General features: G+C 44.4%; 12 protein-coding genes and 1 tRNA gene. 8 read left to right on the top strand and 5 right to left on the bottom strand.

The annotated features are described in order from the left end of the window. Positions 1 to 105 precede the first annotated feature (105 nt). The 3 genes from MMA19_RS24170 to MMA19_RS24160 all read left to right on the top strand — a co-directional run bounded on the left by MMA19_RS24170 (position 106) and on the right by MMA19_RS24160 (position 1,440). Positions 106 to 182 (top strand) — tRNA-Trp (locus MMA19_RS24170). A gap of 435 nt (positions 183 to 617) precedes the next feature. Continuing rightward, the gene (locus MMA19_RS24165) at positions 618 to 953 is read left to right on the top strand and encodes a DUF1904 domain-containing protein (protein WP_006074774.1); all 336 of its coding nucleotides are present in this window, start codon (positions 618 to 620) and stop codon (positions 951 to 953) included. A 178-nt stretch (positions 954 to 1,131) separates the two neighbouring features. Then, entirely contained in the window at positions 1,132 to 1,440 is a 309-nt protein-coding gene (locus tag MMA19_RS24160) for a hypothetical protein (RefSeq protein WP_038223073.1), read from the top strand. 33 nt (positions 1,441 to 1,473) lie between these two features. On the opposite strand, the gene MMA19_RS24155 is transcribed toward MMA19_RS24160, so the two are convergent. The 3 genes from MMA19_RS24155 to rdgC form a co-directional block, all read right to left on the bottom strand. Continuing rightward, a complete protein-coding gene (locus tag MMA19_RS24155; RefSeq protein WP_006074776.1) occupies positions 1,474 to 1,728 on the bottom strand; it encodes a YfhL family 4Fe-4S dicluster ferredoxin in 255 nt (84 codons plus the stop codon). Between the two features lie 2 nt (positions 1,729 to 1,730). Beyond that, positions 1,731 to 3,113, bottom strand: coding sequence for a tRNA 5-hydroxyuridine modification protein YegQ (gene yegQ / locus MMA19_RS24150; RefSeq protein WP_240207494.1), 1,383 nt, complete (start codon positions 3,111 to 3,113; stop codon positions 1,731 to 1,733). Positions 3,114 to 3,251: 138 nt separating this feature from the next. After that, positions 3,252 to 4,160: a recombination-associated protein RdgC gene (gene rdgC, locus MMA19_RS24145; protein WP_240207492.1), complete on the bottom strand. Its 909-nt coding sequence runs from the start codon at positions 4,158 to 4,160 to the stop codon at positions 3,252 to 3,254. 194 nt (positions 4,161 to 4,354) lie between these two features. Between rdgC and phoB the strand changes: the two genes are divergently transcribed. The 3 genes from phoB to MMA19_RS24130 are packed head-to-tail and all read left to right on the top strand — an operon-like array spanning position 4,355 to position 7,330. Beyond that, positions 4,355 to 5,044 (top strand): phosphate regulon transcriptional regulator PhoB, encoded by a 690-nt coding sequence (gene phoB / locus MMA19_RS24140; protein WP_038227986.1) that lies wholly within the window; start codon positions 4,355 to 4,357, stop codon positions 5,042 to 5,044. A gap of 19 nt (positions 5,045 to 5,063) precedes the next feature. Beyond that, a complete protein-coding gene (phoR, locus tag MMA19_RS24135) occupies positions 5,064 to 6,362 on the top strand; it encodes a phosphate regulon sensor histidine kinase PhoR (protein ID WP_038227984.1) in 1,299 nt (432 codons plus the stop codon). Positions 6,363 to 6,367: 5 nt separating this feature from the next. Continuing rightward, positions 6,368 to 7,330, top strand: a complete 963-nt coding sequence (locus tag MMA19_RS24130) for a phosphate ABC transporter substrate-binding protein PstS family protein (protein WP_240207491.1) — start codon at positions 6,368 to 6,370, stop codon at positions 7,328 to 7,330. Between the two features lie 35 nt (positions 7,331 to 7,365). Here the strand turns inward: MMA19_RS24130 and ppx are convergent, their stop codons facing one another. Beyond that, positions 7,366 to 8,871 (bottom strand): exopolyphosphatase, encoded by a 1,506-nt coding sequence (gene ppx / locus MMA19_RS24125; RefSeq protein WP_240207489.1) that lies wholly within the window; start codon positions 8,869 to 8,871, stop codon positions 7,366 to 7,368. Beyond that, positions 8,849 to 10,957, bottom strand: coding sequence for a polyphosphate kinase 1 (gene ppk1 / locus MMA19_RS24120; RefSeq protein ID WP_240207488.1), 2,109 nt, complete (start codon positions 10,955 to 10,957; stop codon positions 8,849 to 8,851). The genes ppx and ppk1 overlap by 23 nt, the downstream gene beginning before the upstream one ends. 283 nt (positions 10,958 to 11,240) lie before the next feature. Between ppk1 and MMA19_RS24115 the strand changes: the two genes are divergently transcribed. Both MMA19_RS24115 and pstA read left to right on the top strand, forming a co-directional pair. Then, entirely contained in the window at positions 11,241 to 13,436 is a 2,196-nt protein-coding gene (locus MMA19_RS24115) for an ABC transporter permease subunit (protein ID WP_240207486.1), read from the top strand. Between the two features lie 20 nt (positions 13,437 to 13,456). Further along, complete coding sequence (gene pstA / locus MMA19_RS24110) at positions 13,457 to 15,103, top strand: phosphate ABC transporter permease PstA (protein WP_240207485.1); 1,647 nt, start codon at positions 13,457 to 13,459, stop codon at positions 15,101 to 15,103. The last annotated feature ends 1 nt before the right edge of the window (position 15,104 follow it).

The following is a 15,104-nucleotide window of genomic DNA, read 5'->3' as shown; positions in this document are numbered from 1 at the left end:
GTAGTTCAGTTGGTTAGAATACCGGCCTGTCACGCCGGGGGTCGCGGGTTCGAGTCCCGTCCACTCCGCCACTTATTTGAGAGTCGTCTCAATAAACACGAAGATAGGGGTGTAGCTCCAATTGGCAGAGCAGCGGATTCCAAATCCGCGTGTTGGGAGTTCGAATCTCTCCACCCCTGCCATATTCAAAGGCTCTGACTTAGGTCGGAGCCTTTTTTGTTTTCGCTTTTTCAAAGCGATGTGTTGGGAGCTGGGTCGCCAGCCCGGTCAAATCTCTCCACCCCTGCCATATTCAAAGGCTCTGACTTAGGTCGGAGCCTTTTTTGTTTTCGCTTTTTCAAAGCGATGTGTTGGGAGCTGGGTCGCCAGCCCGGTCAAATCTCTCCACCCCTGCCATATTCAAAGGCTCTGACTTAGGTCGGAGCCTTTTTTGTTTTCGCTTTTTCAAAGCGATGTGTTGGGAGCTGGGTCGCCAGCCCGGTCAAATCTCTCCACCCCTGCCATATTCAAAGGCTCTGACTTAGGTCAGAGCCTTTTTCGTTTTTCCTTTCCTAAATTCTCTAATCTCATTGTTCACTGATATACTCGTAATCGTTATCAAATACATGGATATAATTATGCCTCATTTACGATTTAGAGCGATTGAACCTGAGCTTGTTAAAACTCTTTCGAGTCCACTAGTTGATGAACTGCAACCGTTAATGGACTGCCCCAAAGAGGACTTCACTGTTGAGCATATTGCTTCCACTTTTTACTTTGATAATAAGGTCACTCATGCTTACCCATTTATTGAAGTTCTTTGGTTTGATCGGGGACAGGAAGTCAAAAATTCAGTGGCCACAGTTATTACGACTCAAGTACGCTCAGCCCTTGGGAAAGAGGTTGATGTGGCGGTAATCTTTAGTGCGCTTGAGCCTGCAAATTACTACGATAATGGACAGCATTACGGTTAGTACTTGAATAAGGTGACTCTCACAATTGGGACTGGAGAAGTCGAAGTATGTTGACTATGGTTATCAATACTTCGGTAGATTAGTCTTTTTGTTTCTTGGTGTTATTGTTATTGAGTTAAGGCTTATCTACTGTATTTTTGGGGATTTCCCCATTAAGTTTTGGGTAAGGAAGACTGTTATGACTATGATCTCATCAAGGCAGTTTGCCCGATGGCTTAGGGAGAGATTCGCTTCAGAAAAAGATGGAGTGATTCTAACTAGAGAGGACATTAATCAACTATCCGGTAGGCAAAGTTTCACACTCGGTTTCATCAATGATATTCACTATGAGTTGATGCAGCACGGTATTGCCTTTGTGACCGACACCAGCAGAGAGAAGTTCTATTTAATTCCTATCAACTCTGCAGAAAACTGGCGCAAAAAACTGGAGATGCAGTATGAGAAAGAGCTTTACTGCAATGTTTTTCCAATCGAAAAGTCTGGGTAATAAAAAAGCCTCCACTTGGAGGCTTTTTGCTGACTAGGCCATACCTTGAATAATCACAAACTTCTCAAGTAGCTCATCATCGGTTTCCACATGGTTTGGATCGGTGATGATGCATTTTGTGATTGGGCAGACGGACTGACAAGTTGGTTTGTCGTAGTGCCCTTTGCACTCTGTGCATAAATGGGGATCGATCTCAAAGATCTCGCTGCCCATACTAATTGCCCCATTAGGACATTCAGGGTCACACATATCACAGTTGATGCACTTGTCAGTGATTAATAGTGCCATGGTTACTTACCAGTTGGGTTACGTGTATCTTGTCCTGAATTTAGGTTACGCATAAGTAGTGCGTAGTCCAGATCCAACTCCTCTGGTACTGGAATGAAGACGAAGTGACCGTTACCTTTAGCGTCGTCGATGCTTTCTGACTTACGATTTTCCATCACTTCTAGGCTGAATACCACATTGCCTTTTGGTGTCATTAACTCAAGGCTATCGCCAACCACAAATTTGTTTTTCACTTCAACTTCAGCCAAGTGACCGCGACGTTTACCGGTAAACTCACCTACAAATTGCTGAGAATCGGAAACGGAATAACCGTAGTCATAGTTTTGATAGCTGTCATGAGTATGACGACGTAGGAAGCCTTCTGTATAACCGCGGTGAGCTAGGCTTTCTAGCGTGCCTAATAGTGACTCATCAAACGGTTTGCCAGCAACAGCGTCATCAATAGCTTTACGGTAAACTTGAGCAGTACGAGCACAGTAGTAGAAAGATTTAGTACGACCTTCAATCTTAAGTGAGTGGACACCCATCTTAGTCAAACGCTCAACATGCTGCACCGCACGAAGATCTTTGGAGTTCATGATGTACGTACCATGCTCATCTTCAAATGCCGCCATTTTATCTTCTGGACGATGGCTTTCAGAAAGTAGTACGACTTCATCCGTTGGTTTACCACGACCAATAGTGGTCTCTGGACGCTCATCAACGACTTCAACTGCTTGTGCTTCAGGAACAAATTCTTCGACAATTTGACCTGCGTCGTTTTCAGTCGCTTTTTCAACTTTGTATTCCCAGCGGCATGCATTGGTGCATGTACCCTGGTTTGGATCGCGTTTGTTGATATAGCCGGATAGTAGACAGCGACCTGAATAAGCCATGCAAAGTGCGCCATGTACGAATACTTCTAGCTCAGTTTCAGGGCAATGTTCACGGATTTCCTTAATCTCTTCTAACGATAACTCACGAGACACGATAACGCGCTCAACACCATTAGCTGCCCAGAACTTAACAGTCGCCCAGTTTACGGCGTTTGCCTGTACTGATAGATGAATCGGCATTTCAGGGAATGCTTCACGAACCATCATGATAAGACCTGGGTCAGACATGATCAGTGCGTCTGGACCCATTTCAACAACAGGTTTTAGATCACGGATGAAGGTTTTTAGCTTCGAGTTATGCGGTTGAATGTTACAAACCACATAAAGCTTTTTACCTAGGGCGTGCGCTTCATTGATACCTATCTGAAGGTTTTCGTGGTTGAATTCGTTGTTACGCACACGAAGGCTGTAACGAGGTTGACCCGCGTAAACCGCGTCCGCACCGTAGGCGAATGCATAACGCATGTTCTTAAGGCTGCCAGCAGGTGACAGAAGTTCTGGAGTAAACATTGCTTTATATCTCTAATCTGATTTCAAGTCAGTGTTGTGCCACCTAATGGCACTAAGGGGCGCAAATTTTACGCTAATATCGAGAGGTTTCCAAGTTTTGTATTGAGCTCGCAGAACGCGAGCTCAGATAAGTAATGGCTATTGCTTTGGTAAGCCGCCTAAGGCGTCATAAAGATTTGGTAGGAATGCGCTAAACTCACCGCAAAGCAATGAGAAGTCGGCATCCATTCGAGCCGCAGCATCTTCTCTTGGAATGTCGTCATTCTCATCTTTCAGTTCATCGCTGAATTTAAGGCGTTTAATACTGCCATCATCAGCCAGAATAAATTCAATACGCTCTTGCCAGTTCAGCGCGAGTTTAGTTACAAACTTGTTTGCCTCAATATGACCAAGAATCTCATCGCTTGACAGTTCTTGTTTCTTACAACGGATAACACCACCGTCTTCTAGCACTGACTTAAGCTCAGCCTCATCTAGAAGATTGAAGCCTGTAGGTACTTCACCGCCTTTCACCCATTCGGTTAATGTATTTTCAATAGGCTGCTCTGGGAAGGCAGGAACAACAGGCAGGCTTCCCATTGTTTTTCTCAAGAGGGCGATGACATCTTCTGATTTCTTAAAGCTACTTGCATCTACAATGATGAAGCCTTCTTTTGGAAGGATAAGCAGATGAGTGAGGTTGCTACGGCTGAAAGCTCGTGGAAGCAAATCAATGATGATTTCATCTTTAAGGTCATCTTTTTCTTTTTTCTTAAGTGGTCGACCTTCTTGCGTTTCCAACGCTTCTACTTTGCTGTTTAGTGACTCTTTGATCACAGACGCTGGCAGCATTTTTTCTTCTTTCTTTGCACAAAGCAAAATGCGGTTTTCAGAAACGTGGGTCATCATGTCGCCATGTTTACCAAGCGCTGTCACCCAACCAAATTTTTGCTTATCTTGACTACCACAAGGTGTAAAACGAAACTCTTCAAGCTGCTGCTCGAGTTTATCGGCGTTAAATTCAAGATCCTTGTTGAATCGATAGACCAAACAGTTTTTAAACCACATATTACTCTCACCTTTAGAATAGATAGCTGCACATGATAGGCAATTTTCAAACAATTGTCCTAGCTTAAATCTTCAATATGACAACCCAGATTGTGCGAAAGTTATATTAAAAATTGTTTTCAATGGTCACAAAAGTGTCATAATAATTCTTGATAATGCATGCAGTTGATTAGATTCCATAAGGTTATTCAGATATGTCTAGAAGAATCCTGGTTGTTGAGGATGAAGCACCAATTCGTGAAATGCTGTGTTTCGTGTTAGAGCAGAAAGGCTACCAAGCTGTTGAAGCAGAAGATTACGATACCGCAGTAAACAAACTGGCTGAACCTTACCCAGACCTTGTTCTGCTAGATTGGATGTTGCCTGGTGGTTCAGGTATCAATTTCATAAAGCACATGAAGCGTGAAGAGCTTACTCGAAACATTCCAGTAGTGATGTTGACGGCTCGTGGTGAAGAAGAAGATAAAGTGCGCGGCTTAGAAGTCGGGGCTGATGACTATATCACTAAACCTTTCTCTCCAAAGGAATTGGTTGCTCGACTAAAAGCAGTTATTCGCCGTGTCACACCAACTGCGTTGGAAGATGTTATCGATGTTCAAGGGCTGAAGCTGGACCCAGTATCGCATCGTGTTACTGCGAATGATGCACCGCTAGATATGGGACCAACGGAATTTAAAATGCTGCATTTCTTTATGACGCATCAAGAGCGCGTATACAGCCGCGAACAACTGCTTAATAACGTTTGGGGTACTAACGTTTATGTTGAAGACCGCACGGTGGATGTGCACATTCGTCGTTTGCGTAAGGCATTAGAGTCCGCAGGACATGATAAGTTGATTCAGACCGTTCGAGGCGCTGGCTACCGTTTCTCTACCAAAGGCTAGCATCGAACTGGAGAGATAGATGGTTGAAAGGTTAACCTGGAAAAAGCTGGCCTGGGAGCTGGCTTTTTTTTACACCCCATGGATTGTTGTTGGGTGGATATTTGGATACATGCCGTGGTTACTGCTCGTTGCCACGGTTTTGCAGTTGATATGGCACCTACATAATCAGCTGCGTTTGTCTGCATGGTTGTGGGATGAAAAGCGTCTGACGCCGCCATCAGGCACAGGCAACTGGGAGTCGTTATTTAATGGCATCTATCGACTTCAACAGCGCCAAAGACGTAAACGAAAAGAGTTGACCAACCTAATTCGCCGTTTTAAAAACGGTGCGGAATCGCTTCCCGATGCGGTTGTGGTGTTTCGTAGTGAAGGTAATATCGTGTGGTGTAACAAACTCGCACAGCACCTTCTTGGCTTTCGCTGGCCTGATGATTCAGGACAGCCGATTTCTAATCTGATTCGCACCCCAGATTTCATTAAGTATCTAAATAAGCAGGATTTCTCTGAACCTTTAGAAATGCGTTCGCCTTTGAATGTGGAAAGAATGCTGGAGCTTCGAATTGTACCGTATACCGAAGGTGAGCATTTGATGGTCGTGCGTGACGTCAGCCAACTTAAGCAATTAGAAGGTATGCGTCGCAATTTCTTTGCTAACGTTTCTCATGAACTACGTACACCAATGACTGTTCTTCAGGGTTACCTTGAGATGACAGAAGATCCAGACATGGTTGTCGGTCCTATGTGGACTAAAGCTCACGGTGTAATGACCGAACAGCTTAATCGAATGAACAGCCTTGTGAATCAGTTACTCACGCTCTCCAAAATTGAAGCTGCGCCAATGCATGAGTTAGACGAAGTCGTCAATGTGCCTGCTATGCTCGAAGTTCTCGAAAAAGAGGCAGTTAGCCTAAGTGGTGAGGATGGGCACAAGGTTGAGTTTGATGTCGATAATAGCCTGAGAGTATTTGGCGATGATGATCAGTTAAGAAGTGCTATTTCTAATCTGGTTTACAACGCGATTAAATATACGCCACCGGGTGCAAACGTAAAAGTACGCTGGTATCAATCTGCTCAAGGTGCATGTTTAGATGTGGAAGATACTGGGGATGGTATTGAGCCCCAGCATTTGCACCGACTAACTGAGCGTTTTTATCGTGTCGATAAGGCACGCTCTCGTGATACTGGCGGAAGTGGGTTAGGGCTAGCTATCGTAAAACATGCGCTATCTCACCATGATTCTCATCTGGAAATTCACTCGGAAGTGGGCGTTGGTAGTAAATTCTCATTCATTCTTCCTGAACGTTTGGTAGTGAACTAATGGCGATGAGCGGAAGGTTAAGTTGGTCAGTATTGATTTTTGGTGTGATATCCTTCTCTACGCTGGCTTCAGAGTTGCCTAAATATACGAAGCAACCTGGGGTTGCAGGCAACTTATCCTCAGTAGGTTCAGATACTTTATCGGGGATGACCACCTTATGGCTTGAAGAGTTTAAGAACATTTATCCTAATGTTAATGCCCAAATTCAAGCTTCAGGTTCGTCGACGGCGCCTCCTGCTCTGGCCGAAGGTACGGCACAATTCGGACCTATGAGCAGGAAGATGCGTTTAAAAGAGGTGGAATCTTTTGAACGGCATTATGGTTACAAACCGACCGAACTTCGAGTTGCGATTGATGCTATTGGGATATTTGTTCATACCGACAACCCCATCAAAGGTTTGAATTTCCAGCAAATAGACAGTATTTTTTCCTCAACATTACGCTGTGGAAGCAACCACTACATTAGTAAGTGGGAGCAGCTAGGCGTTAAAGCACCTTGGAGTCAACGTGCTATTCAGATGTTCGGTCGTAACTCGGTATCGGGGACCTATGGTTATTTCAAGAACAATGCACTTTGTGGAGGCGACTTCAAACGCAATGTGAATGAGCAACCTGGCTCAGCATCTGTGGTGCAATCAGTAGCGTCATCCGTGAATACCATTGGTTACTCTGGCATTGGCTATCAAGTATCGGGGGCGAAGTTGGTGCCCATCGCGAAACTAGGTGAGGATTACATCTTACCAACTCAAGACAATGTACAGTCAGGTCACTACCCACTGTCTCGGTTCTTGTATGTCTACGTCAATAAAGACCCACAACGAAAACTTGATCCCATAGAGGAAGCCTATATTCGCTATATCTATTCTCGAGAAGGTCAGCGAATAGTGGTGAAAGATGGCTATGTACCGTTAAGTCGAGAATTTGCAGAACAAGAGCTAGCCAAAGTTGGATTGAGCTTTATCGACTAACCTTCATTGGCGAACCGCAAATGTAGCTGCGACAGTTAATTGAATTCAAGTTGCCACCCTACCGCTTGCCAGTAGTTTTGCTCCGTTTGTAAATCAGCGGCGAGAAGCCGGTTTTGTTCTAACCAATCTACTTGCTCACAACTCACAGTCCAAATGTCGTCGACAATAGTCAGCTTTAGAGGTAATAACTCATCATTGCGCTGCCCATTAACGATAATGGCGAGTCGTAGGATTCGTATTAAACCGAGAATATGTTTTCTCTTAAACAGGCTAAACTCAGGGAGCTCTTGTAACTTGAGTGATTTTCTTTGATAGCGAGCCAGTGTCGCTAAAATGCGTTGCTGTTCACTGTTAAAACCTGGCATATTGGTGTGCGTGAGTATGTAACTTGAATGCTTATGGAAGGCTTGATAACTGATACTGAGTCCAACCTCGTGAAGTAGAGCACTCCACTCGAGCAAACTAAACAAATCACTTTTCTTTTTAAGATTGAGCTGCTCATGAGTTTGATTTAAAAACTCGACTGCCTGGCCGCGAACTTTGGCGGCATGTTCAAGATCGACAAAATGTTTGGCGGCTAAATTTTCAGTGGTTCGCATACGGATATCAGAGCGTTGGAAACGCTCCTCCATTTCATAGAGCAAACCTTCACGAAGAGCGCCAGCTGAAAAGTGCATTTCACGAATTTTCAAACTTTCAAAGAGCGCAGTTAATATCGCCACGCCTGCGGCAAATACTGGCTTCCTTTCGTCCGTTAGTCCAGCTAAGTTGATGTCATCAAGAGTGTTAAATTCACATAAGATATCGATAAGTTTATACAAACGTTTATGGGTGACTAAACCATCTTCATGTCCTAAACCGATTAAGACTTCCCTTATTGCCTTAATCGTTCCAGAGGAGCCTAATGCAACTTCCCAACCTTTCTTTTTATATCGAACCGACAATGCTTCGAGTCTTTGCTGAGCAGATAAAATAGCTTTGGAGAAATTTTTAGCGGAGAGTTTTCCGTTAGCAAAAAACTTAGTGGTATAACTCACGCAGCCCATCTGAGTGCTATTTAGTAACACAGGTTCGAAAGCCTTACCTATGATGAGCTCGGTACTACCACCACCAATATCAATCACCAGTTTTGAATTTGACTCGGTTTGAGTGTGCGCAACGCCGGTATAGATTAGGCGTGCTTCTTCTTCACCAGGGATGACTTCAATAGGAAAGGGAAGAATGTCGCGAGCGCGTTGCAAAAAGATATGGGTATTATTGGCGATACGCAGCGTGTGGGTTGCGGCAATACGAACGTTTTCTGGCTCAAAGCCTTGTAGGCGTTCTGCAAACATGGCAAGGCATTCTAATCCTCGTTCAATCGCAGCGTTGTCGAGATTCTGTTGAGCGTCCAACCCGGAGGCTAATCTCACTCGCTGTTTATGGCGACTTACTAACTGTAGATCTTGATCCACTACCTTAGCGACAACCATATGAAAGCTGTTCGAACCTAAATCGATAGCGGCGACATTTTTTATACTACTGTCCTTGGTCTGGCTCATTATTGATCAGTTGCTCTTTGGTTTTTCTTGTTTGTTTCTCTACCTTTTTAAGATAGTCGTAAATAGCCATTTGTGAGCGTACTTTCTTGCGGTTACCGCGCGGTACGTAGCTGTTGCTCATTTCTTTGTCTATCCAACGTGCCTTCATGGTATCAGTAAAGTGAAGGTTAATAATGTCGATAATTCGCTGTTTTAAACGAGTGTCACGCACTGGAGTGGCGACTTCAATACGATGGTCTATGTTGCGAGTCATCCAGTCGGCAGATGAAATATAGACTTGAGGATCGCCATTGTTATGCGCAATGATGACGCGAGGGTGTTCTAAGAAGCGATCAACAATGCTGATAATTTTTATGTTATCGCTCACTCCTTCAACACCGGGAACTAGAGAGCACATGCCGCGGATAATCATTTGGATTTTAACCCCTGCATTGCTCGCGCCGTAGAGCTTGTTGATCAGCCCCTTATCGACTAAATTGTTAATTTTTAAAGTGAGTTTACCTTTCTTGCCCGCCTTAGCATTGGCGATTTCAGTATCAATGAGTCGGTAGAGTTGTTTACGCGAGTTACGTGGGGAGACGATGAGATAGTTAAACTTCACTGGGCGATAAGGGTTTTCGATATAGCCGAAAACGTTACGAACTTCATTCGCGATCTCTTGATCGGCAGTTAGCAAAGAAAAGTCGGTATAGATACGAGCATTCTTCTCATGAAAGTTCCCAGTGCCAATGTGAGCGTAGCGGGTAATCTCGCCCTCTTCTCGGCGACTTATCAGCAGTAACTTAGCGTGTATTTTTAACCCCGGAGCACCAAAGATCACTTGTACCCCGTTTTCGGTGAGCACTCTAGACCATTCAATGTTGGCTTCTTCGTCAAACCGAGCCTGTAGCTCAACCACTACTGTGACATTTTTCCCGTTGTGTACGGCGTCAATCAACGAGTTCATCAAACGGGAGTCTTTAGCCACTCGGTATACATTTATTTTGATACCAATGACCTTAGGGTCAAACGAGGCTTGACGCACTAACTCAGTAATATGATCGAAGGTGTGATAGGGGAAATGGAGCAAAATATCTTGAGCGCGTATGGCCTCAAACTGGTTGTCGTAGCCATCGAAATCGGCACAACGCATTGGAGGTAGTGGTTTGTTTTCCAGGTATTCACGTCCAACATTTGGAAAGCCGATAAAGTCTTTAAAGTTATGGTAGCGACCACCGGGAATTAGGCTATCGTAGTTAGAAATGCCTAGTTTGCTGCACAAGGTATTTAGCATTTCTTCGGGCATATCACGCTCGTAAACAAAGCGTACGGGCATGGCGGTCAGACGTTGATTGACACTCTCAGACATTTGTTCGAGCAGGCTGTGTTCTACTTCGAGACTCAAGTCGTACTCCGCATCCCTCGTCATTTTCATCGCATAGCCATTAAGCTCATCGTAATCAAAGAACCCGCGGAATATATCGTCAAGACAATAACGAATGATGTTGTCGAGCAGAATGATGGTTTTACGGCGTTTACCTTTTTGTTCAGGAACCATGACAAAACGGGGTAAGTGATCAGTAGGGATCTCTAAGATCGCATACTGAGAACTCTGCTCTTTTTGCATATCGACAACGATATAGGCGTACTCATCCTTGAGAAACTGCAGTACGTTGATGTCTTCTCCAAGCATAAAAGGTGTTAAGTGAGGCAACACTTCATTTCTAAAGTATTTCTTTACCCACTTTTGTTGCGTGTCACTTAGCTGAGTTTCATTAACTAGGAAGATTCGACGACGAGCCATCTCTAAAATCAGCTCGTTGTAGAGTTCATCAAATCGCAAATTAAGCTTGAGTGCCTTACTTTGCATCTTACCCAGTAGATGCTTGGAGTTGTCGTTAATACCACTTTCTTGGTTAATGAGGATGCGACGTTTTACGTCAGAGAAACGAACTTTGTAAAACTCATCGAGGTTGTTGGAGAAAATCCCTAAAAAGCGGATGCGTTCAATCAGTGGGACGGTCTTGTCTGCGGCTTCTTGCAGCACTCGCTCGTTAAAAGAGAGCCAACTAAGTTCTTTTTCGATATAGAGTTTTTCCGCGCTCATTTACCTAACCACCAACATTCTGGACTCATTGTTGTCAATGAGTGACATATAAGACTAATCTAATCGTGAACCTTATTGATTTTATATGACATTTTTATTTCAAATAGCGTGCGACTTGACACATTTCATTATTTTCAGCACGTTAGATGGCATGTAATATAACTGTCATCTAAACGACATAAAATATTGGGGCACGTCATGCATTCTAGTAACTCGTCCCAGAACCCTTAACGGGTAATATCTCGTAAGATTCTAACCGTCACCAAAGAGACAAATGTAGATTATGGCAACAGCCAATTTTTCGTTACAAACCAAAGATCGTAAAAGACTGATAAAGGACCGTTTGGTTCGCTGGATCGTGTCTTTTGGCGGTTTGAGTGTATTGGCGAGTTTGATCTTTATCTTTGTCTATTTGGCTTATGTGACGTTCCCACTGTTCTCTGATGCCAAGGTATCATGGTCACAAGGGGTTGAGTTAAGTATAGATAAACCTATCGTCTATAGCGCGATCGACGACCACGGCACTCGAGCTGCTTTTGTGACAACGGATGGCGTGGTGGTTGAGCAATCTTTAGTCTCAGGTCAACAAACAACACGTCAACTTCCTATTAGTACCTCAATGCTTAAGACGGTTAATAATGACCAGTTACTCATTGTTGATTCTGATCAGAGACTCGCCTTAGTTCAGCCTAAATTTAAATGGCAATCAGAAAAAGGACAAAGTGATCTAGAACTTGAATTGCCAAGTCGTGCTGATTGGATACCCACTCATGGCAGCGTCATATCATTGGTAACAGCAACCAGCAATGCTCGTGGAATAGCCTTTGCTATGGTAGATAGTCGTGGCTTAGTCCATTTGACTTGGCAGCCAACGAGTTCAGATGCGCCGGATTCTTCCGATTCGAAAACAGTGCAGACTCTCTCTACTCTTGCACCTTTAGACTCTGCCGATGAAATATTGTTAACTCCAGATGCGCAAACGGTTTATGTGCGAAGTGGTAGTGAACTTGCTGTGATCAACAGAGGGGCCGAGCATCTCGTGGTTCGTGAGCTGGTGGACTTAACTGCAGTGAATAAGGCCAAAGTCACTGGACTCAAATTGTTGTCTGGCGCTCATTCCTTACTGGTGGAGTATGATAATCAGCAAGTTTGGCAGTGGTTTGATGTGGTGAAACAAGACGCTAGGCACTTAACTGCTATTCGTTCCTTTAATTTTGACGCACCTTTAACAGCTTTACTTCCAGAAAATTTAACGAAAGGGTTCATAACCGTCCTAGCAGATGGAAGCCTACAAAGTAATTACACCACTAGTGAACGCGTTGTATTCACCAGTAGCCTGCCGAGTAAGAGCTTGGTAAGCGTCTCTGCGCTTTCTTATAACAATCAGTATGCATTGGTATTGTCCGGCGGTACGAGCTACTTAGGGCATATTGATAATCCGCATCCAGAAATTTCGTTGTCGGCACTGTTTGGCAAAGTGTGGTATGAGAGTTACCCAGAGCCTGAATTCGTTTGGCAAACTACTGCTGCTTCTGATGAGTTTGAAGGTAAGTACAGCCTTGTGCCTATTGCCTTTGGTACTATTAAAGCTGCGATGTTCGCTATGCTGTTTGCGGTACCGATTGCGGTGCTGGGCGCGATCTATACGGCGTATTTTATGTCATCTAGTATGCGTAAAGTCGTTAAGCCAACCATCGAACTGATGGAGGCGTTGCCTACCGTTATCATTGGTTTTCTCGCCGGTCTTTGGTTTGCGCCGATAGTAGAAACGCATTTACCAGCGGTACTTCTGCTTCTACTGACTCTACCAACAATTTGTCTATTGGCTGGTGTTGTTTGGTACATCTTGCCACGTCAATACACCAGTAAACTACCCAGTGGATTACATCCGTTTACGCTAATTCCTGTCATCATTGTTGCGATGTACCTTGCCATGACGTACTCCACTGACATGGAGGTGTTGTTTTTTAATGGTGATGCGCGAGTTTTTCTTGCTCAACATGGCATTGATTTTGACCAAAGAAATGCTCTAGTTGTGGGCTTTGCAATGGGATTTGCTGTGATTCCTACCATCTTTACGATTGCTGAAGACGCGATCTTTTCTGTGCCGAAGCATCTTTCCGACGGTTCATTAGCACTAGGAGCAACTCAGTGGCAAACCTTAGTGTACGTTGTGCTACTCACCGCAAGTCCGGGGATTTTCTCGGCAGTAATGATGGGATTGGGTCGAGCAGTAGGCGAAACAATGATCGTTTTGATGGCGACGGGCAACACACCAATATTGGATTGGAATATTTTTGAGGGCATGAGAACACTTTCTGCCACCATGGCTGTGGAGCTCCCTGAATCTGAGGTTGGAAGCAGCCACTATCGTTTGTTGTTTTTAATCGCATTGATTTTGTTTAGTTTTACTTTTGTTGTGAATTCACTGGCTGAGTGGGTTAGACAAAGACTGCGGGAGAAATACAGTGCGCTGTAGAATGTGGAAGGAGCCTTACCATGTTTAAGTGGCTCAAATCTGGCGCACCTTGGGTTTGGCTAACAGGTGGTGCCGTTAGCATCAGCTTAATTTCCGTCCTCGGTCTTTTGCTATTGATTGGCTGGAAAGGGCTCACTTATTTTTGGCCCGCTCCGCTTTATCAATGGCAAGATGACAACAGCAAAGCTTTAATTGGGCAGATTTACTCAAAGACTTGGGTTCCTACCCATAACATTCCTGATGCCGATAAGTTGTTACCGACTGAGGTGCTGGCTGCGGGGAAAGTAGAGCGTCTGAGTATTAAAGTCGCGAATCGAGACTTATATGGTGTCGATTTTGTTTCTTTGCTCTCACCACAACTTAAGTTGCAAACGACACCTGCCGATCTTGTCGTTTTAGAGAGAACACGTGGTGGTGACTTCTTTGGGAAAATTATCGCTCTAAAGACGCCCGATGGCGCAATTACTACGGATCTTAACACTCTGCTGAAGCTCGAAATTCAGCAGGTGAAACTGACTCGAGAGCAAATAGATGACACGATTCAGCGTAAAATACGTGGCTTGAATCATCAATTGGAAGCATTACGGCTAAAGCAGCGCCGAGACTCACTTAATGGAGAGCTGTCAGAGGAGCTTACTCACCGTTATGAGCAACAAGTCAGTATTATTCACCAGCAGCTAAACCAAAGTGAAGGGGAGCTGGATGCATTGCGTAACGAGCTGAGCAGCAAAACGCTCATTGTTGAAGATATGCGTGGTGAGAAAGTTGAGATTGGGTTAAATCGGATCCTTGATTTCTGGTATCCGAACAACATGTCTTTTGCCGATAAGTTAGTACATTGGAGTGGACAAGTCTGGAAGTTCCTCTCTGATGATCCACGAGAGTCAAATTCTGAAGGCGGGGTGTTCCCAGCCATTTTCGGCACTGTTCTGTTGGTTATCATTATGTCGATAATGGTGATGCCGTTAGGGGTGCTAGTTGCGGTTTATCTACATGAATATGCTGAAAATAATGCTCTCACACGAATGATACGGGTAGGGGTGATTAACCTAGCGGGGGTACCTTCCATTGTATACGGTGTGTTTGGTTTAGGCTTTTTCGTCTATACCATTGGTGGCTCAATTGATTCGCTGTTCTATGCTGAGCGATTACCTGCACCAACGTTTGGTACTCCGGGGCTATTGTGGTCGGCATTAACTCTTGCGATTCTTACATTGCCAGTAGTGATCGTTGCAACAGAGGAAGGGCTGAATAGAATTCCGGTGTCCGCCAGACATGGGTCACTAGCTTTAGGAGCAACGCAATCCGAAACGCTTTGGCGTATTGTATTGCCTATGGCGAGCCCTGCAATCATTACTGGGCTGATCCTTGCAGTCGCGAGAGCCGCGGGAGAGGTTGCGCCTCTAATGTTGGTTGGGGTGGTAAAACTAGCATCAAGCTTGCCTATTGATTCGCAGTTTCCCTTTTTGCATCTAGAGCGTAAATTTATGCACCTTGGTTTTCATATCTATGACGTGGGCTTTCAAACCTCGAATATTGAAGCCGCACGACCGTTAGTCTATGCCACCTCTTTCTTGTTGGTAACGGTGGTCGTTGGGCTAAACTTAACAGCAATCGCCATACGAAATAACCTGCGCGAAAAATATCGAACATTAGGACAAGATTAAT

It is taken from the genome of Vibrio sp. CyArs1 (assembly GCF_022432925.1).
Taxonomy (GTDB): domain Bacteria; phylum Pseudomonadota; class Gammaproteobacteria; order Enterobacterales; family Vibrionaceae; genus Vibrio; species Vibrio mediterranei.
The sequence above is the reverse complement of the archived record's forward strand: the minus strand, read 5'-3'. Positions and strand labels throughout refer to the sequence as shown.